This window comes from Streptomyces sp. WAC 06738 (assembly GCF_003945505.1).
Lineage (GTDB): Bacteria > Actinomycetota > Actinomycetes > Streptomycetales > Streptomycetaceae > Streptomyces.
Window position 1 is genome coordinate 4948393 of sequence record NZ_CP029618.1, and the last position, 17553, is coordinate 4965945.

The window sequence follows — 17553 nt, forward strand, 5'->3', positions numbered from 1 at the left end:
CTGCCGCTCAGCCTTCAGGAACGGGTCTCGTCGCCCTCGTACGCCGCGAGGGCCGCCTGCCGCAGCTCGAACAGGCCGGCCAGGTCCGCGGCGCCGATGTCGTCCCGCGTGAGCAGTACGGTGGCCCGCGCCTCCACCGCGGCCCACGCCTGCCGCGACCACTTGTTCGCCAGCCGCCGCCGCTCGCTGCGCAGGAACGCCGCCCCCGCCGCGAACCCCGCCGAGACCAGCGTGCCCAGCGCCGCCGGCACCCGCGCGTCCGCGGACGCCAGCGCGGCGGCGCCGGAGACGGCGGCGAGGAGGGCGGCCGGGAGGCCGAGGGCGATGTCGGCCCTGGCCCAGAACTCGGCCCTGCGGTGGGCGAGTTTCCGCTGCCGCGTCGCGTCCTCGCGTAACCGCTCCACTTCGGTACGCAGCCGGTGCGCGGGCTCGTCCGGGGTGGCCGGTGGGGTGCCGTCGGTGGTCGTGGCCATAGTCGATTGCAGCACGGCGGCCGCCGCGGCGGAGGTGCGCCGGGGCCACAGTCCTCGGCGCGTACGGTCGTCGGCTTCCGCCAACGGGGTGCCCGCGCGGCGGAGTTGAGGGCCCGCGCGGGTACGGGGCCTGCCCGGCGCGCACGCGCCCCGGCCCGCCTTCAGCGGTACCGGCGCGTGCCCGCCAGCCACGCCCCCGCCGCCACCGCGAGCACCGCCCCCGCCGTCGCGGCCTCCGCCGTACCGAGCGGCAGCAGCGCCCCGCCGAGCAGCGTGCCGAGCCCGATGCCGGTGTAGATCGCCGAGGCGTTGAGCCCCACCACGAGCGCCGTCTCCTGCGGCGCGGCGGAGATGAGCCGGTGCTGCTGCGGCGGGGTCTGGCACCAACTGCTCGCGCCCCACGCCGCCATCGCCGCCGCCGTCAGCGGCAGGAAGCGCAGCCCCGCCGCGGCCGAGAGCGCGAGGACGCCGAGGCCCGCCGCCATCAGCGCGTACCCGAAAGCCAGCACCCGCACCGCACCCCAGCGGTCGGTGGCCAGACCGGCGGCGAAGTTGCCCGCCACCGCCCCGGTTCCGTACAGGCAGAGCATCCACACCACCCCCGAGGCGTCCACGCCCACGTCCGCCAGGACGGGCACGGTGTACGCGTAGACCGTGTACCCCGCGCCCATGCCCAGCGCGGTGAGCGGCAGCACGGCGAGCACCCCGGGACGGCGCAGCGCGCGCAGCCGCGCCCGCAGCGGCACCGGCGCACCGCCGGGCAGCGGGGGCATGACGGCGTAGACGCCGAGCGCGCACACCGCGCAGAGCGCGGCGACGAGCCCCAGCGCCGTGCGCCAGTCCACCGCCCGCTCGGCGAGCGTGCCCAGCGGCACGCCCAGCGCGGTGGCCATGGTCAGGCCGCCGATGACGACCGCCAGCGCCCGCGCCCGCCGCTCGGGCGGCGCGAGCGCGGCGGCGACGGCCCCGGCGCCGGGCGTGAACGCCGCCGCCCCGGCGGCCGCGAGGACGCGGCTTGCCATCAGTACGGCGAAGTCGGGGGCGAGCGCGGAGCCGAGGTTGGCGGCGGCGAGCACGAGCAGGGCGCCGACGAGCAGCGTCCGCCGCGGGACACGGGCGCAGGCGGTGGCGAGCACGGGGGAGAGGACGGCGTACGCGGCGGCGAAGACGGTGACGGACTGCCCGGCGGCGGACTCGGAGACGTCGAGCGAGCCGGCCATGGCGGGGAGGAAGCCGGCGACGACGAAGGCGTCGGTGCCGACGGCGAAGGTGCCGAGGGCGAGGACGAGGGTGGCGGAGAGCCCGCGCGCCGGGGCGGCTGCGGCCGGCTCCGCGGGCCCGTTGACCGGGATATCTGACATCCCCATTCCTTTCGTGCGTCGCGTACGTGATACGGCGTCAGGGATACGGCGTGCAGGGGCGCGGCGTGCTCAGCCTGTCAGCCGGGCGTACTGCCGCCGCGTGCGCTCCGCGCTCGCCCTCGGCGCGGCGGCCATCAGATCGGCGACCGTCTGCCCCGCCAGCTCGCGCCGCCAGGCCAGCTCCGCGCGGCGCATCGCCGTGGCCACCCCGCACGGCCGGGCGAACTCCCGCCCCGCGCCCTGCCCCCCGTGCCCCTGCTGCCGGATCTCGGTGCAGACGAACGGCTCCAGCGGCCCCTCCAGGGCGGTCACCACGTCCATGAGCGTGATCCGCTCGGGCTCCCGCGCGAGCGAGAACCCACCGCGCGCGCCGGGCGTGGAGTCGAGGATCCCGGCGCGGGCGAGGGCCTGGAGGCGCTTCTTCAGATACTCCTGCGGCAGGTCGAACCAGACGGCCAGCCTGCGGATGGGCACCGGCCCCGCGTCCCGCAGCCAGGCCAAGGTGAGACAACTGTGCAGCCCCCACTCGACGCCTTCGCCCATGTTCATAAAGGGGATGCTACACATCCCGATTGTCTTCTACGGGGACGGCCCCCGGCTACGGCACGTACCCCTCGACGACGCGCCTCGCCTCGTCGTACAGATACGGCCCCTCGCTCCGCACCGCCGGCAGGCCCGCGGCGGGCTGCACGTCCCGTAGCTGTCCCGCCGACAGGGCGTACACCACCCGCCCGAGCCCCGACCGCGCCAGCGCCCCCGCGCACATCCCGCACGGCTCGCAGCTCGTGTACATCGTCGTCCCCGCCGCGGTCTCCGCGTCCAGCTCCCGCGCCGCCCACCGTGCGAGCTTCAGCTCGGGGTGCGCGGTGATGTCGCCGTCCGTGGCGGCGGTGTTCCGCTCCTCCGCCAGCACGTCCCCGCCGGGCCCCACGAGCAGCGAGCCGAACGGCCCGTTCCCCTCGCCGCGCGCCTGCGCCGCCAGCTCGAACGCCCGCCGCAGAAACCGCTCCTCACCACGCTCCACCGCCACCACTCCCTCCACCCGGCCGACGAAGGGGATTCAACCCGACGGAAGGACCGCGGGGCCGCCGCCACACCCCGGGTGTGTGGGACTCACACTCCGTCGGCGCGCGGCATGCTGCTCGCCTGGGGCCAGGGCGCTTCGCGCACCGGAATCGGAGCGGCATCCGGATGGCGCCCGTACCGGTTGTCTCCCAGGCCGCTCTTCCGCAGCATGAAGCCGAGGTACACGAGCCAGCCCAACGGTCCGAAGAACCCCACGAGAATCCACCAGCCCGACATGCCCGAGTCGTGCAGCCGCCGGACGCTCACCGCGAGCGAGGGCAGGAAGGTCGCCAGGAAGTAGGTGGTGGTCGCCAGCGAGACCGCGAGCGACCCGGTCAAGTCCGCCGCCGTCACGAGGGCGCCGCCCGGAAGCAGGGTGAGCAGCATGAACGACCAGAACTCCCGCCGGCCCGCCCGCCCGGTGAAGTCCACGTACTTTCTGAACGGTAAGAAGCAGATACTCACGAGATCCTCCAGGTGAACGCAGAGTGGAGGCGAGGAATCTAGCGGTGACCGCATGTCTGGACTAGACCGGAGAATCGGGTATATGGGTCGTGGAGTCCCACAAGGCCGTGATTCATGTCACGGTTGTACGAACGGCCGTCACGGTTCCCTCACGAACAGCCGCCGCGCCCGCCGTGACCTGTGCATTTCACCGGCTTTCCGTGCCCGCCCGGCGTTGACATCGCGCTGAAAGGCCGTTGAGCGCGGTGCCCCGCACGCTTCGGGGCATGACGACGACCACCGACTCACCCGCCATCGCCGCCACCGGGCTGCGCAAGTCGTACGGCGACAAGACCGTCCTCGACGGCATCGACCTGCACGTGCCGGAAGGCACCGTCTTCTCCCTCCTCGGCCCGAACGGGGCCGGCAAGACCACCGCCGTGAAGATCCTCTCCACCCTCATCACCGCCGACGCCGGCGCCATCCGCGTCGCGGGCCACGACCCGGCCACCCACGCCGACGCCGTACGCGCCGCGATCGGGGTCACCGGCCAGTTCTCCGCCGTCGACAACCTCATCACCGGCGAGGAGAACATGCGCCTCATGGCGGACCTGCACCACCTGCCGCGCGCCGAGGGCCGCCGGATCACCGCCGAACTGCTGGAGCGCTTCGACCTCACCGACGCCGCCGCCCGGCCCGCCGCCACCTACTCCGGCGGCATGCGCCGCCGCCTCGACATCGCCATGACCCTCGTCGGCAGCCCCCGGATCATCTTCCTCGACGAGCCGACCACCGGCCTCGACCCGCGCTCCCGCCACAACATGTGGCAGATCATCCGCGAGCTGCTGACCGACGGCGTCACCGTCTTCCTCACCACCCAGTACCTCGAAGAGGCCGACGAACTCGCCGACCGCATCGCCGTGCTGCACGGCGGCAGGATCGCCGCGCAGGGCACCGCCGCCGAGTTGAAGCGGCTCGTCCCCGGCGGCCACGTGCGGCTGCGCTTCGAGGACCCCGGGGCGTACGAGCGGGCCGCGGGCGAGCTGCGCGAGACCGTACGCGACGACCAGGCGCTGACGCTGCAGATACCGAGCGACGGCACCCAGCGGGAGCTGCGCGCGATCCTCGACTGGCTGGAGGCCGCCGACGTGCACGCCGACACCCTCACCGTCCACACCCCCGACCTCGACGACGTCTTCTTCGCCCTGACCGCCGCGCCCGAGAAGGAAGCCTCCCGATGAGCACCCCCGCCCTGGCCGTACGCGACTCCGCCACCATGCTGCGCCGCAACCTGCTGCACGCCCGGCGCTACCCCTCCATGACCCTCAACCTGCTGCTCACCCCGGTCATGCTGCTCCTGCTCTTCGTCTACGTCTTCGGCGACACCATGAGCGCGGGCCTCGCCGGCGGCGCCCCCGACCGCGACGTCTACATCGCCTACGTCGTGCCGGGACTGCTGCTCATGACCATCGGCAGCACCACGATCGGCACCGCCGTCTCCGTCGCCACCGACATGACCGAGGGCATCGTCGCCCGCTTCCGTACGATGGCGATCCACCGCGGCTCCGTGCTCATCGGGCACGTCCTCGGCAGCGTGCTGCAGTGCCTGGCCAGCGTCGTCTTCGTCGGCGCCATCGCCGTGGCCATCGGCTTCCGCTCCACCGACGCGACCGTGCTGGAGTGGCTCGCCGCCTTCGGGCTGCTGGCGCTCTTCGCGATGGCGCTGACCTGGGTCGCCGTCGGCATGGGGCTCGTCAGCCCGAACGCCGAGGGTGCCAGCAACAACGCCACCCCGCTGATCCTGCTGCCGCTGCTGTCCAGCGCGTTCGTGCCGCTCGACGCGATGCCGGGGTGGTTCCGGCCGATCGCCGAGTACCAGCCGTTCACCCCGGCCATCGAGACCCTGCGGGGGCTGCTGCTGGGCACGGAGATCGGGCACGACGGGTGGCTGGCCGTCGCCTGGTGCGTGGGACTGGTCGTGCTCGGCTACCTGTGGTCCAAGGCGTCGTTCAACCGCGACCCGAAGTAGGCGCGATGAGCCCGCGCGCCACCTCGCGCAGCTCGCTCCGCCCCAGGGCGGCGTACTCCGACACCGCGTCGGCGTACGCCGCCCCGTCGGCGTCCCGGGCGGCGCGGCGGGCGCGGTCGACGGAGAGCGTGGGGTGGAACGCCTGCGGTACGTACAGCCGGTCGGCGAGCGCCAGGAGCCGTACGGCCTCCGGCTCGCCCGCGGCGAGGCGGACGAGGCCGAGGCAGAGCACGGCGGTGCCGTCGACGGAGGCTTCGGCGGGGACCTCCCCGTCGGGCCGGGAGCCGTGGCCGGGGGTGTCGGAGAGGAGGGTACGTATCCGGCGCTCCACCTCCGCGACGAGCCCGGCGACGGGCTCCAGGCGGCCGGCGTACGCGTGGGCGGCGACGGCCGCGGCGGCGACGTGCAGGCCCCAGGAGTCATCGAGGGGATCGGGCGGCGCGGCGGAAGGCGCGGCCGGCGGTGACGCGGGGGGCGCTGCCGCCGCCCCCGGCGCCGCGACCGGCGGGTACGGCGGCTCCGACGGCCGCCCGGAGCGCAGCCTCTCCACCGCCGTACGCCACCGCTTCAGCCCCAGCTCCGTCAGCCCGCGCGACAGCGCGATCTCGCCCCACGCTGCCATCTCCGCCGCCAGCAGCTCCGGCTGCTCCGCCGGCGACCGCGCCTCCTCCACCAGCCGCAGCCACTCCTCCGCCTCGTCCGGCTTCCCGCGCTGGAGGCACGCCAGCACCAGCCCGCGCCGCAGCCCCGTCACCGGCGACTGGTCGCTCAGGTGCGCCATCGCGTCCCGCGCCGCCAGCAGATGCTCGTACGCCTCCTCGCCCAGGCCGCCCTCCAGGCACAGCTCGCTGCAGCGGGAATGGGCGAGGAGGCTGAGGGACGGGTTGGGCACGGCGTCGACCGCGACGAGCATCCGGCGCGCGGCGGCCAGCGCGCGCTCCGGCTCGTGCGCGTGCTCCAGCAGGTAGCTGACGACGCACTCGGCGATGCCGGCGAGCAACGGGGCGTCGCTCGCCCGGAGTTCGTCCAGCGCCTCGAAGCGGGGCGGGCGCACGTCCGGCACGGCGCACAGCACGACGGCGAGCGCCCGCAGCAGGGTGTCCGGCTCGGCGGGCGGGAGGCGGCGCAGGGCGGCGAGGTGGCGCGGGTGGAGCGGCCCGTAGCCCATGAAGGGGGCGGCGGCGCACAGGGCGCACAGGGTGCGGGTGACCTCGGTGTGGCGCGGGTCGGGGCGGTAGTGCGAGAGCGGCCGTGCGGTGTCGGCGGCCAGGGCGAAGGTGCGGTGGAAGCTCGCCGAGTCGGTGATCCAGACGCCGGCGAGGACGGCGCCGGCCGCGGCGGTCGCGGCGTGGTCGCCGCGGGCGAGGGCGTAGCGCAGGGCGAGGACGAGGTTGTCCTGCTCGGCGCGGAGGCGGGCCCAGTGGTGCAGCGGCTCCGGGCCGAAGAGCGCGTCGTGGTGGGCGACCCCGAAGTCCCGCGCCCAGCCCAGGAAGCGGGCCGTGACCTCCTCGTCCTCACCGGCCGCCGCGCGCCGGGCGGCGCTGAACTCCCGCACCGTCTCCAGCATGTGGAAGCGGATCCCGGCCTCGGTGTCCGCGGCCTTCAGCAGCGACTGGCCGACGAGCTGCTCCAGCAGCTCCAGCGCGTCCCCGCCGGTCAGCAACCGCTCCGCGGTCTCCGCGGTGAAGCCGCCGGGGAAGACCGACAGCGTCCGCAGCGCGGCGCGGGCGTCCTCCTCCAGCAGGTTCCAGCTCCACTCCACGACGGCGTGCAGCGTGCGGTGCCGCTCGGGCGCGTCCCGCGACCCGCCGCGCAGCAGCGCGAACCGGTCGCCCAGCCGCCGCGCGATCTCCGGTACGGACAGCACCCGCACCCGCGCCGCCGCCAGCTCCACGGCCAGCGGCAGCCCGTCGAGGTGCCGGCACAGCTCCGCGACGGCGGCGGGCGGGAGTTCGGCGTCGGGGCGGGCGGCGCGGGCGCGCTGGGCGAAGAGCTCCGCGGAGGTCTCGGGGGTGAGCTGGGGGAGGTGGTGGACGGCCTCGGAGCTGAGCCCGAGGGGCGCGCGGCTGGTGACGAGCACGCGCAGGTCGGCGGCGCTGGTCAGCAGGTCGCGTACGAGATCGGCGGCGCCGTGGACGACCTGCTCGCAGTTGTCGAGGACGAGCAGCGCGGGCTGCCCGCCGAGGGCGGTGACGAGGGTGGCGTGGACGTCGGCGCCGGGGGTGCCGCTGCCCCCGCCCACGGCGGAGGCCACCTCGCCGGCCACGTCCTCGTCGGCGCGGACGCCGGCCAGCGAGACGAAGTGCACGAGCTGCTGCTCCGCACGCCGGCTGACGGCGTACGCCAGCCGCGTCTTGCCGAGGCCGCCGGGCCCGACGATCGAGGTGAGCCGGGAGGAGCGCAGCAGGGCGCCGACCGCGGCGAGGTCGGCGTCGCGGCCGAGGAGCGGGTTGGGGTCGTGCGGCACGCCGTGCCGGACGGCGGGGGCCCCGGCCCGTAGCAGCTCCTGGTGGACGGCCTTGAGCGCGGCGCCCGGGTCGGTGCCGAGGTCGTCGCGGAGCCGGCGCCGGTACGCGTCGTAGCGGGCGAGCGCCGCCGCGGGCCCGGCGGACGCGGCCTCGGCGCGGAGCAGCTCCGCGAGCACCTCCTCGTCGCGGGGCGCGCCGGCGTGGAGCCGGGCGAGCGGCGCGGCGGCCTCCGCGCGCCGGCCGGTCCGGGCGAGGGCGAGGGCCCTGGCCCGTACGAGATCGGCGTACGCCGCGGCGTGCTCGGCCCGCAGCTCCGCCACCGGATCCCCGGGCAGTCCCTCCGCCTCCGGCGGCGCGTCCCAGTACCCGAGTCCTTCCTCGGCGGCGGCGAGGGCGGCGGCGTGGTCCCCGGCGCGTACGGCGCGCGCCGCGTCCTCGGCGCACCGCGCGACGGCCGCGGTGTCGACCTGCTCCGGCGCCAGCACCAGCCGGTACCCGGTCGGCGTGCTGACGACGACGTCCGCCCCGACCTGGGCGCGGGCGCGGGAGACGAGGATCCGCAGCGCGTTCGCCGGATCGGCCGGCAGCTCCTCGCCCCAGAGCCCGTCGACCAGCCGCCCCACGCTGCACCCGCCCCGCAGCTCCCCGGCGAGCAGGGCGAGCAGGCTGCGTACGCGCGGCGCGGTGATCTCCCGCCCGTGGAAGGCGACGCGCGACAGAAAGGTCAGCTCGACGCGGCCGGTCACGGCGGCTCCCTCCGCGAGGAACAGGTGTGCGGGCAGCCTATAGCGAGGGCTTACGGGCCACCGCACCGAAATCGTCGACCGCGGTGGGGGCGCCGACCTCGGCGGCGTCGGGACGCCACAGCGACACGGACACCAGCCCCGGCTCCAGCATCTCCAGCCCGTCGAAGAACCGGGCGAGCTGGGCGGGACTGCGGTTGATCCGGGGATTCTCCCCGGCCTCGTTCCACTGCCGGATCATCTCCCGCATCTCGGCGGGCCTGATCACCTCGGTGTCGTCGCAGAGCACGAGGAAGCTCCCGGGAGAGAGCGCGGCCATGAGCCGCCCGACGATGTCGTACGCGGCGTCGTCGGTGACGTGCGCGGTGATCCCCAGCAGTACGAGGGCGACGGGCCGGCTCAGGTCCAGTGTCTCGGCGGCCCGCGCCAGGATGGCGTCGGGGTCGTGGAGGTCGGCGTCGATGTAGTCGGTGGCGCCCTGGGGCGCGGAGGCGAGCAGCGCGCGGGCGTGGGCGAGGACGAGGGGATCGTGGTCGACGTAGACGATCCGCGACCCGGGGGCGACGCGCTGGGCGACCTCGTGGGTGTTGTCGGCGGTGGGCAGCCCGGTGCCGACGTCGAGGAACTGCCGTATCCCGTGCTCGGCGGCGAGGCACCGCACCGCCCGCTTCAGGAACCCCCGCTGGGCCCGCGCGATCTCGACGATCTGCGGATTCGCGGCGGCGATCTGGTCCCCGACGGCGCGGTCGGGCTCGTAGTTGTCCTTGCCGCCGAGCCAGTAGTTCCATATCCGCGCGGAATGCGGCACGGAATCGTCGACCGGCGCGTGGTTCTCAGCCATGGCACCCACCCCTGTACGACACGCGAGCAGTGCGCACAAGGTAACCCCGCCGGGGCGACCCGACGAGACGCGCGGCGGTGGCGCCTGAGCCGGGCACGGGGCGGCGCCCGGACCGGGCACGGTGGCGCGCCCGGACCTGGCGCGGGGCCCGCACCCGGTTCAGCGCGGCACGAGCCGGAGGGTGGCGGCCTGCGCCTGCGGCGTCACGACGCTGCCGAAGATGTCGGCGGGATAGCGCCCGTACTTCGCCCGGTACGCGGCATCCAACCGCGACGTGGTCTCGCCCCCGTCCCCCACGTCCACGAAGGCGACGTCCTTGTCGACGCCCCCCGCCCGGATCCGCCCCTCCAGCCGCGACCGAGTCCCCCGGAACCACGGCCCCTGCGCCCCCTTCACGGACCGCACGTAGACGTCGTCCCCGTCCCGTACGACCCACATGGTCACGGGGTCCCGCAGAGTGCCGTCGCCCCGCAACGACTGCAGGTTCAACTCCTCGGCACTCTCGATCCGCTCAAGCTCGTCATCCGTCCAACCGGCCATAGAGGTCCCTCCGCTCCGAGCCCCATACAGCCCAAACCTAAACAAACCACCCGCCCCACGCACCCCCACGAGAGCCAATCGAGCACCACGGCACAACGCCTGGCCGGAACGCGGCACTTAGCGCGGAGAGGGGGAATGCGAAAGGGCCCGCCCAGCATGCATGCTGGTCACGGGCCCTTCTCCAGGTGTGGCGGCGCCAGGATTCGAACCTGGGAAGGCTGAGCCGGCAGATTTACAGTCTGCTCCCTTTGGCCACTCGGGCACACCGCCTGGGAATGTCGCCTGGTCCGGCCGCTGGGCCGCCCGGCAACGTCGTCAACCATACCCGATGGCCGGGGGTGGTTCGCCACTCGGTTGTGGGGCTCGTGGGTCGGGTGGGGTGGCTAGGCTGGGCTACGGCCCCGGGGACCGGGGTGCGGTACCAGGGAACCAGTGCACGAGGAGCGCACCGAAGATGGCCGACTCCAGTTTCGACATCGTCTCGAAGGTCGATCGGCAGGAGGTCGACAACGCTCTCAACCAGGCGGCCAAGGAGATCTCGCAGCGCTACGACTTCAAGGGCGTCGGCGCCTCCATCGCCTGGTCCGGGGAGCGGATCGAGATCCGGGCCAACGCCGAGGAGCGGGCCAAGGCCGTGCTGGACATCTTCCAGTCCAAGCTGGTCAAGCGGGGGATCTCGCTGAAGGCTCTGGAGTCGGGGGAGCCGCAGGCGTCCGGGAAGGAGTACAAGCTGTACTCCACCGTCAAGGAGGGCATCTCCCAGGACGACGCGAAGAAGCTCGCGAAGATCGTCCGCGACGAGGGGCCCAAGGGGGTCAAGGCCCAGGTGCAGGGGGACGAGCTGCGGGTGACCTCCAAGAGCCGGGACTCGCTCCAGGAGGTCATCAACCTCATCAAGGGCAAGGACCTCGACTTCGCCGTCCAGTTCGTCAACTACCGTTAAGGTGCGCCGCTGACCTGCGACGATCCCGTTCGGGCGGCTCATGGGCGTGAGGCCGGAGGCGTCTTCGCCCTCTCCCGGTGCCTGATCAGCGTGGCGCAGCGGTGCCGGAGGGCGCGCATCGTCGCGTCCTCCGGCACCGCTGCGGGGCGGGCCGCGCTGGGGGTCAGTTCGTGTGCGGGTACGCGACCATCGTCCTCGACGCCTCGTCCCAGAAGAGGCCGAAGCCGGCGGTGTCGCCGAAGGGGAAGTCGATGGTGACGTCCTCGAACTCCTCGATCTTGCCGGTCCTCATGTCGAGTTGCACCGGATCCTCCGAGGAGATGAACCCCTCGGAGCCGATGGCGTTCCCGTACACCACGCCCTCGTCGGTGGCGAGCCGGAACTCGACCGCGTTGGTGCTGTCGGTGCGCTCGTAGCAGACGCCTGTGCCCTTCTCCAGGTCGAACACCCGGCCCCCGTGGGCGAGATACCGGCCGTTGGACGACAGGTGGTGGTCGCCCGGGGTGGTGTCTCCCTCGCAGCGGACCGTGGCGAGCGTCTTGCCGGAGGAACTGTCGACGGCGCTCCACACGATCGCCTCGGAGTTCCGCTCCTGGCCCCAGTCGACGACGAGGAGGTCGTCCGAGATGACCTGGACACCGGACGGTTCCCCCGGGGCGACCCCCTTCGGCCGGAGGTCGGCGGAGGTCCAGGCGCCGGGGACCCAGAAACCGTTGTAGTCGATGTCGATGCTGGTGCCGATGAGCAGACCGTCGTCCGTGAGCCCCTTCACCTGCCAACTGCTCTCACATTCGGGGCAGTCGGCCGGCGGCTCCTGGTCGTTGAGGCTGTACTCGGTGGTGTCCCCGGTCGCCGGGTCGACGGCCACCACGGTGTCGTCGCCGCTCTGCACCAGCAGGCCGGCCCCGCCGTCGCGGACCTTGCCCTCGCCGTCCACCTCGACGTGGACCGGTCGTACGCCGTCACCGGACGCATCCGCCGGGAAGATGTCGAGGGCGACGACCTCCTTGCCGCGGTTGATGGCATCGTCGTCCGTGGTGCCGGACGACCAGAGGGCCAGATACTCCTTGCCGTCCACGGTCGCCCTAATGTACGGCAGGTCCGTACTCTCCAGCGGGCTGACGGGGACGCTGCTCCACCGCTTCTCGCCCGTTGCGGCGTCCAGGACCGTGAAGCCGTACTCGTCGGGTCCACCCTCGCCCGGCCGCTCCCAGTACACCGCCACCGCGCCGGTCCGCGGGAGCGGCAACTGCGTGCCCTCCTCCGTCGACTCCCAGCCGCGCCCCGTGTCGTACAGCGCCGGCACGTCCAGCTGGGTGCCGGGCGGCGTCGCCTCGGCGCTCGGCGACCGGCCGGTGCGCTTGCCGTCCTTCGCCCCGGGGTTCCCCTCGTCCTCTCCGGAGTCCGAGCAGCCCGCCAGTAACGCCACCACCACCGCCGCGCAGGCGATCCACCTCGTCGCACGCATTCAGCGCCCCCCATTCCTTACTCGACCGAACGCATCACAATGGCACCGCGGCTGACGGGCCGCAAACCTCGTGCATGCCTGCGCGGCAGGGAAGTTCGCCGGCCACCGGCGGACCGCCGCCTTCCGGCAGAATCGACCCGGACGAAGGGGGAGGAGAGGTATGGGCGGGAGCCGGATCGGATACCTGGGCTCGTACCGGCCGCTGGACGGGCCGGAGGCCGGGGGCGGGGCGGCGGAGGCGCGGGATCAGGCGGTCTCCGCGTTCTTCCGGCAGGTCTCGGACATGGCGTTCAAGGGCGGTCCGCTCGGCATCGAGCTGACGCGCGCGGACGCCGTCGGCCAGACGTTCGCCTTCCGCAAGGTGCCCGAGCCGGATCCGCTGGTCCCGGTCGGCGAGGCCGGTGCCGTGCCCGCCGACGACCGCGAGCGGGCCGGAGCGGAGTGGGCGCCGCTGCCCGCCTCGCCTGCGTGGGCGCATGTGGCGTGGCTGCTCGCCGAGCTCCCGTTCGTCCATGCGTTCAGGGAGTACGGGCCCGAAGGCGGCCCCGCGCTCCGCGGAGTGGTGGTTCCCTCACGCGAATGGGCGGACGTGCTCGTGGAGCATCGCCGCGAGCAGTGGCGGGTGCGGGTGGCGCTGCGGGGGCGCACCGAGCCGATCGAGTCTCCGGGGATGGTGATCGGCGAGCTCTTCGGCGAGGGCCGGCACCGGCGCCTGGCGGTGGCGGGCGAGCCGAACCTGGTGGCCTCCGGGATCTGACGGTCCCCTCCCGCGCCGTCAGGTACGGGCTTCCCCTGCCGGGACGCCCCGGAACCCGGGCCTCAGCAGCCTGCGGGGGTCGCGCAGTCTGCCTTTCTCGTACATCTCCTTCACGTTCGGGTCCGGCTTCGGCCGGTGGCGGGCGGCGGGGCCCTCGGCGAAGGCGTGCAGGAGGTTTTCGGTGGTGCGGGTGACGAAGGTACGGGTGCGGGCGTCCATGCCGTGGACGCGGCCCGCGTGGGGCGTCCGGGCCGTCAGGGCCTCCACCCAGCGCATGGTGCCGGTCGCGAAGACGCCCGCGCCGCCCGGCACGGTGTAGTACGCCGAATCGCTGCTGCTGCGGCGGCCGTTGCACACCAGGGGGGAGTGCGCGGTGATCTCGATGGACTCCGGGTGCGGCGACTCCGGGGTGACCCGGTCGTACTCGACGCCGACGAGGTGGTCGAAGCGGTCGCCGCGGCGTACGCCCGTTCCCTCGTAGAGCCAGTGGCCCGCGGTGTGGACGACATACGGGGCGTCCGTCGGGTAGCCCTCGTAGAGCACGCCCGTCAGCGAGGACTCCGGATCGGGCTCGGGGTCCTGGCGGAAGTCGGCGGTCACCGCGGCGGGGCGGGTGGTGTAGCAGGGGTCGTCCTTGAAGGAGGACTTGTAGCAGACCACCCTGTCCTCTTCGAGGCGGATGCGGCGGTAGCAGGTGTTCGCGCCCAGGAAGGCCACGTTGGTGCCGGCGTCGCGGGCCTCGGTGAGGTGCCGGCGCTGCCGCGGGGTCCAGTACTCGTCGTGGCCCAGGGAGACGACCGCGGCGGCCCCGCGCAGCACCCGCGGGTCGCGGTGCACGTCGTTGCCGGTCGTGTACGCCAGCGGGATGCCGAGCCGTTCGGCGAGGACCACCAGCGGCCGCTCGTACACCATGAACTTCTCCGCGCCGTCCCGGTCGTAGGGCCGGTCGTAGCTCACGGCCAGCGACCGCTTCTCGTACGAACCGGAGGCGCCCTCGTAGAGGTTGTAGCCGCCCCACCGGTTGTACGCCTGCCAGGTCGCGGGCGCGTGCATCAGCACCGTCCGGCCCTCGCCCCGCTCCGAGCGCACGACCAGCGGGACGTAGCGCTGGTGGCCGTCCCGGGTGTCGAGCCGCAGCAGATACGCGCCCTCCGGCCAGCCCTCCGTGTCCAGGCTCATCGTGCGCCGCCACTCCGCCCGGATCGTACGGGTACCGGACAGCAGCCGGGGCCCGGACTGGGCCCGGCCCCGTACCCGCCCGGACGACCACACCAGCCGCGCCCCCGCCCCGCCGTACCAGCCGATGCGGAAGGCCGACACCTTGAAGGACGGGGCGGTCGTCGACACGTACAGGCCGCACTCCTCGCCCGGCGTCACGCTCACCCGGTCGGCATACGCGGCGACGGCTGCCGCGGGACCCTGGGAGCGGATACGCCAGTCGGAGGTCCCCGACCGGTCCCGCTCCTCCTCGGGGCGGCGTGCGGACGACGCGTCCCCTTCGCCGGTGGCGGGGGCGCCGCAGGCGCCGGCGATCGCGGGGACGAGCCCGGCGCCCGCCTTCAGCAGGGTCCTGCGGCGCAGCCCCGGCCCGTCTGCCGCGCCGTGCCGCGGTGTCTCCTGTCCGCCAGGGCCCATGTCGCCTCCGTACGTCCGGCCCGTCCGCCGCCACCTCCCCAGCGGCAGCGTCGCACGGCGGCCCGCGTTCCGCCCGGCGTGCCGAGTCCGTACGGAGGTGACGGAGCCGACGGTGACGGCGGAGCCGACGGAGACGACGACGGCAACGGCGGTGCCCCCGGGCTCACGGCTCCAGGTAGCGCAGGATGGCCAGGACTCTGCGGCTGTAGCCCTGCGTGTGGCCCAGGTCGAGCTTGTCGAAGATCGCGTTGACGTGCTTCTCCACCGCGCTCTGCGAGACGTGCAGGCGGGCGGCGATCGTGGCGTTGGTGTGGCCCTGGGCCATGCGGTCCAGGACCTCGCGTTCGCGCGGCGTCAGGCGGTCCAGGGGGTCCGTGCGGGTGCTGTGGGCCAGGAGGCGGCGGACGACCTCGGGGTCGAGGGCCGTGCCGCCCGCGGCCACGCGGTCGAGGGCGTCGAGGAACTCGTCGACCTGGACCACGCGGTCCTTCAGCAGGTAGCCGATGCCGCCCGTGCTGCCGGTGACCAACTCGGTGGCGTAGCGCCGCTCGACGTACTGCGACAGCACCAGCACCCCCGTCTCCGGCCACCGTTCGCGGATCTCCAGCGCCGCGCGCAGGCCGTCGTCGGAGTGGCCGGGCGGCATGCGGACGTCGACGACCGCGACGTCCGGCGGGTCGGCGGCGACGGCCGCGACCAGGGCCGGGGCGTCGCCGACTGCGGCGGTGACCTCGTGGCCCTCGTCGGCGAGGAGGCGGGCGAGGCCCTCGCGGAGGAGTGTCGAGTCGTCGGCCAGCACTACGCGCACGGCAGCTCCGCGGTGACGGTGGTGGGCCCGCCGGGCGGGCTGGAGACGGCGAGCCGGCCGTCGAGGGCGGCGACGCGGCGGGCGAGGCCCAGCAGACCGCCGCCGCCGGGGTCCGCGCCGCCCGTGCCGTCGTCCTCGATGCTCACCCGCGCCATGGTCGCATCCCGCGTCAGCCGTACGGTCACGAGCGTGGCGGACGCGTGCTTGATCGCGTTCGTGACGGCCTCGGAGACGGTGAAGTACGCGACCGTACGGACCGCTTCCGGCAGCGGGTCCGCGAGCGCGTAGTCGATCCGTACGGGCAGCTCCGAGCGCTCCGCCAGCGCCTCCAGCGCGGCGCGCAGGCCCGTGTCGTCCAGCGCCGCCGGATAGACGTGCCAGGCGACCTCGCGCAGGTCGGTGAGCGCCAGTTGGGACTGTTCGTGGGCCTGGCGGAGCAGGTCCCGCGCCTTGTCCGGGTCGGCGGCCCCGGTGCGCCGGGCGCGGCCCAGGAGCAGGCCGAGGACGACGAGCCGCTGCTGTACGCCGTCGTGGAGGTCGCGTTCGATGCGGCGGCGCTCGTCGTGGACGGCGGCCACGATCCCGGCGCGGGTGGCGGCGAGTTCGCCGATGCGGCGCTGGAGGAGGTCGGCGGGGCTGGGACCGAGGAAGCGGTGGGCGAGGTGGTTGTCGAGCGCGGCGACGCTCTCCACGCCCTGGACGGAGAGGAAGAGGAGGAACAGGCCGCCGAGGCCGGAGGCGAGCATGACGAAGGGGTTGGCGTCCCGCGCGACGAACCAGATCCACAACAGCGTCGATCCGTACAACGCGCCGATCAGCGCCGTCAGGAGCACCGCGCCGCCGAGTGCGCCGACGCCCCAGCGCAGCGCGAGGTACTGCAGCGCGCGGGGGGTGGCGCGGGGCGGGGCGAGTTCGCTGCCGTAGAAGTACGTCATGCGCGCGCGCTCCGCCGTCGCCAGCCGGGCGGCGGCCGCGTACGGGAGGCGCGTCGCGCGCGGGGCGCCGCCGGCCGCGGCCTGCCACGGCCAGGCGGCGAGGAGCCACAGCCCGCAGAGGGCGGCCAGCGGCAGCTCGACGAGGGCGGTGAGGCCGCCGGTGAGGACCCCCGCCGCGGTACGCAGGCGGCGGAGCAGGATCGGACGCATGATGCGGTCACGCTAACCGCGGGCGGGGGAGGTGCGCACTGCGGCTTTCCGCACGAACGCGGGGGTGCGGTCCCGCACAGCCGGAGGGTGCGGTTTTCCGTACGGGCCTGGGTGGGACCCCGGATTCCGGTTGCCGGACCGGCCACGTAACGTCATCGCCATGATCGGAATCGCTGCGGGAGAGCCGCCCAGCGGTGGCGTCGCCGGGTGGGCCGCCGGGCTCATGGAGGATCTCGGGGCGCCGGGGGCCGGGCTGGCCATCGCGCTGGAGAACCTCTTCCCGCCGTTGCCCAGCGAGGTCATCCTCCCGCTCGCCGGATTCACGGCCAGCCAGGGCGGGTTGAACCTGGCGGCGGTCCTCGTCTGGACCACCATCGGCTCCGTCGTCGGTGCCCTCGCGCTCTACTGGGTGGGCGCGCTCCTCGGCCGCGAGCGGACCGTCGCGCTGGCGGCGAAGCTGCCGCTGCTCAAGGTGCGCGACATCGAGCGTACGGAGGCGTGGTTCCTCCGGCACGGCACGAAGGCGGTCTTCTTCGGCCGCATGATCCCGATCTTCCGCAGCCTCATATCGGTGCCCGCGGGCGTCGAACGGATGCGGGTGCCGGTCTTCCTCGGCCTCACGGCCGCGGGCAGCGCGCTGTGGAACACGGTGTTCGTCCTCGCCGGCTACTGGCTGGGCTCGCGCTGGCACGAGATCAGCGACCTGGTCGGCGTGTACTCCAAGGTGGTCCTGGGCGTCGTCGCCCTCGCGGTGGTGCTCTTCTTCACCCTGCGGGCCGTGACCGCGGGACGCGGCCGCCACCGGGCGCCGCGCTAGGGCGCGTAGCCCGTAC

The 17553-nt window shown here is 74.1% G+C and carries 17 protein-coding genes and 1 tRNA gene; 5 read left to right on the forward strand and 13 right to left on the reverse strand.

The window, feature by feature from the left end:
- Positions 1–14 precede the first annotated feature (14 nt).
- The 5 genes from DMB38_RS21880 to DMB38_RS21900 form a co-directional block, all read right to left on the reverse strand.
- Positions 15–473, reverse strand: a complete 459-nt coding sequence (locus DMB38_RS21880; protein WP_125936615.1) for a hypothetical protein — start codon at positions 471–473, stop codon at positions 15–17.
- Positions 474–634: 161 nt separating this feature from the next.
- Positions 635–1834 (reverse strand): MFS transporter, encoded by a 1200-nt coding sequence (locus tag DMB38_RS21885; RefSeq protein WP_125936616.1) that lies wholly within the window; start codon positions 1832–1834, stop codon positions 635–637.
- Positions 1835–1903: 69 nt separating this feature from the next.
- Positions 1904–2383 carry an Rrf2 family transcriptional regulator gene (locus tag DMB38_RS21890; RefSeq protein ID WP_125936617.1) on the reverse strand — a complete coding sequence of 160 codons (480 nt, stop codon included), beginning with the start codon at positions 2381–2383 and terminating at the stop codon, positions 1904–1906.
- A 49-nt stretch (positions 2384–2432) separates the two neighbouring features.
- Positions 2433–2858, reverse strand: a complete 426-nt coding sequence (locus tag DMB38_RS21895; protein ID WP_125936618.1) for a nucleoside deaminase — start codon at positions 2856–2858, stop codon at positions 2433–2435.
- An 89-nt stretch (positions 2859–2947) separates the two neighbouring features.
- On the reverse strand, positions 2948–3331 hold the full coding sequence (locus DMB38_RS21900) for a DUF805 domain-containing protein (RefSeq protein WP_164716076.1): 384 nt from the start codon (positions 3329–3331) through the stop codon (positions 2948–2950).
- 299 nt (positions 3332–3630) lie between these two features.
- On the opposite strand from DMB38_RS21900, the gene DMB38_RS21905 reads away from it, so the two are divergent.
- Both DMB38_RS21905 and DMB38_RS21910 read left to right on the forward strand, forming a co-directional pair.
- Positions 3631–4584, forward strand: a complete 954-nt coding sequence (locus DMB38_RS21905; RefSeq protein WP_125936620.1) for an ATP-binding cassette domain-containing protein — start codon at positions 3631–3633, stop codon at positions 4582–4584.
- Complete coding sequence (locus DMB38_RS21910) at positions 4581–5372, forward strand: ABC transporter permease (RefSeq protein ID WP_125936621.1); 792 nt, start codon at positions 4581–4583, stop codon at positions 5370–5372. The genes DMB38_RS21905 and DMB38_RS21910 overlap by 4 nt, the downstream gene beginning before the upstream one ends.
- On the opposite strand, the gene DMB38_RS21915 is transcribed toward DMB38_RS21910, so the two are convergent.
- The 4 genes from DMB38_RS21915 to DMB38_RS21930 form a co-directional block, all read right to left on the reverse strand.
- A complete protein-coding gene (locus DMB38_RS21915; RefSeq protein ID WP_125936622.1) occupies positions 5353–8586 on the reverse strand; it encodes a BTAD domain-containing putative transcriptional regulator in 3234 nt (1077 codons plus the stop codon). The two genes, DMB38_RS21910 and DMB38_RS21915, sit on opposite strands and share 20 nt — an antisense overlap.
- Positions 8587–8623: 37 nt before the next feature.
- The gene (locus tag DMB38_RS21920) at positions 8624–9424 is read right to left on the reverse strand and encodes an SAM-dependent methyltransferase (protein ID WP_125936623.1); all 801 of its coding nucleotides are present in this window, start codon (positions 9422–9424) and stop codon (positions 8624–8626) included.
- Positions 9425–9583: 159 nt separating this feature from the next.
- A complete protein-coding gene (locus DMB38_RS21925; protein WP_125936624.1) occupies positions 9584–9964 on the reverse strand; it encodes a DUF2255 family protein in 381 nt (126 codons plus the stop codon).
- Positions 9965–10152: 188 nt separating this feature from the next.
- Positions 10153–10234 (reverse strand) — tRNA-Tyr (locus DMB38_RS21930).
- Positions 10235–10418: 184 nt separating this feature from the next.
- Between DMB38_RS21930 and DMB38_RS21935 the strand changes: the two genes are divergently transcribed.
- The gene (locus DMB38_RS21935; protein ID WP_164716078.1) at positions 10419–10907 is read left to right on the forward strand and encodes a YajQ family cyclic di-GMP-binding protein; all 489 of its coding nucleotides are present in this window, start codon (positions 10419–10421) and stop codon (positions 10905–10907) included.
- Positions 10908–11070: 163 nt separating this feature from the next.
- Here DMB38_RS21935 and DMB38_RS21940 read toward each other — a convergent pair whose 3' ends face one another.
- Positions 11071–12375, reverse strand: a complete 1305-nt coding sequence (locus tag DMB38_RS21940; RefSeq protein ID WP_125936626.1) for a hypothetical protein — start codon at positions 12373–12375, stop codon at positions 11071–11073.
- 160 nt (positions 12376–12535) lie between these two features.
- On the opposite strand from DMB38_RS21940, the gene DMB38_RS21945 reads away from it, so the two are divergent.
- Positions 12536–13132 carry a hypothetical protein gene (locus DMB38_RS21945; RefSeq protein ID WP_125936627.1) on the forward strand — a complete coding sequence of 199 codons (597 nt, stop codon included), beginning with the start codon at positions 12536–12538 and terminating at the stop codon, positions 13130–13132.
- An 18-nt stretch (positions 13133–13150) separates the two neighbouring features.
- Here the strand turns inward: DMB38_RS21945 and DMB38_RS21950 are convergent, their stop codons facing one another.
- The 3 genes from DMB38_RS21950 to DMB38_RS21960 all read right to left on the reverse strand — a co-directional run bounded on the left by DMB38_RS21950 (position 13151) and on the right by DMB38_RS21960 (position 16720).
- Positions 13151–14767 carry a N,N-dimethylformamidase beta subunit family domain-containing protein gene (locus DMB38_RS21950; protein WP_240662411.1) on the reverse strand — a complete coding sequence of 539 codons (1617 nt, stop codon included), beginning with the start codon at positions 14765–14767 and terminating at the stop codon, positions 13151–13153.
- A gap of 163 nt (positions 14768–14930) precedes the next feature.
- A complete protein-coding gene (locus DMB38_RS21955) occupies positions 14931–15575 on the reverse strand; it encodes a response regulator transcription factor (protein WP_125936628.1) in 645 nt (214 codons plus the stop codon).
- Positions 15566–16720, reverse strand: a complete 1155-nt coding sequence (locus DMB38_RS21960) for a histidine kinase (RefSeq protein ID WP_125936629.1) — start codon at positions 16718–16720, stop codon at positions 15566–15568. The genes DMB38_RS21955 and DMB38_RS21960 overlap by 10 nt, the downstream gene beginning before the upstream one ends.
- 223 nt (positions 16721–16943) lie before the next feature.
- On the opposite strand from DMB38_RS21960, the gene DMB38_RS21965 reads away from it, so the two are divergent.
- Positions 16944–17537 carry a DedA family protein gene (locus DMB38_RS21965; protein ID WP_125939186.1) on the forward strand — a complete coding sequence of 198 codons (594 nt, stop codon included), beginning with the start codon at positions 16944–16946 and terminating at the stop codon, positions 17535–17537.
- Positions 17538–17553: the final 16 nt, after the last annotated feature.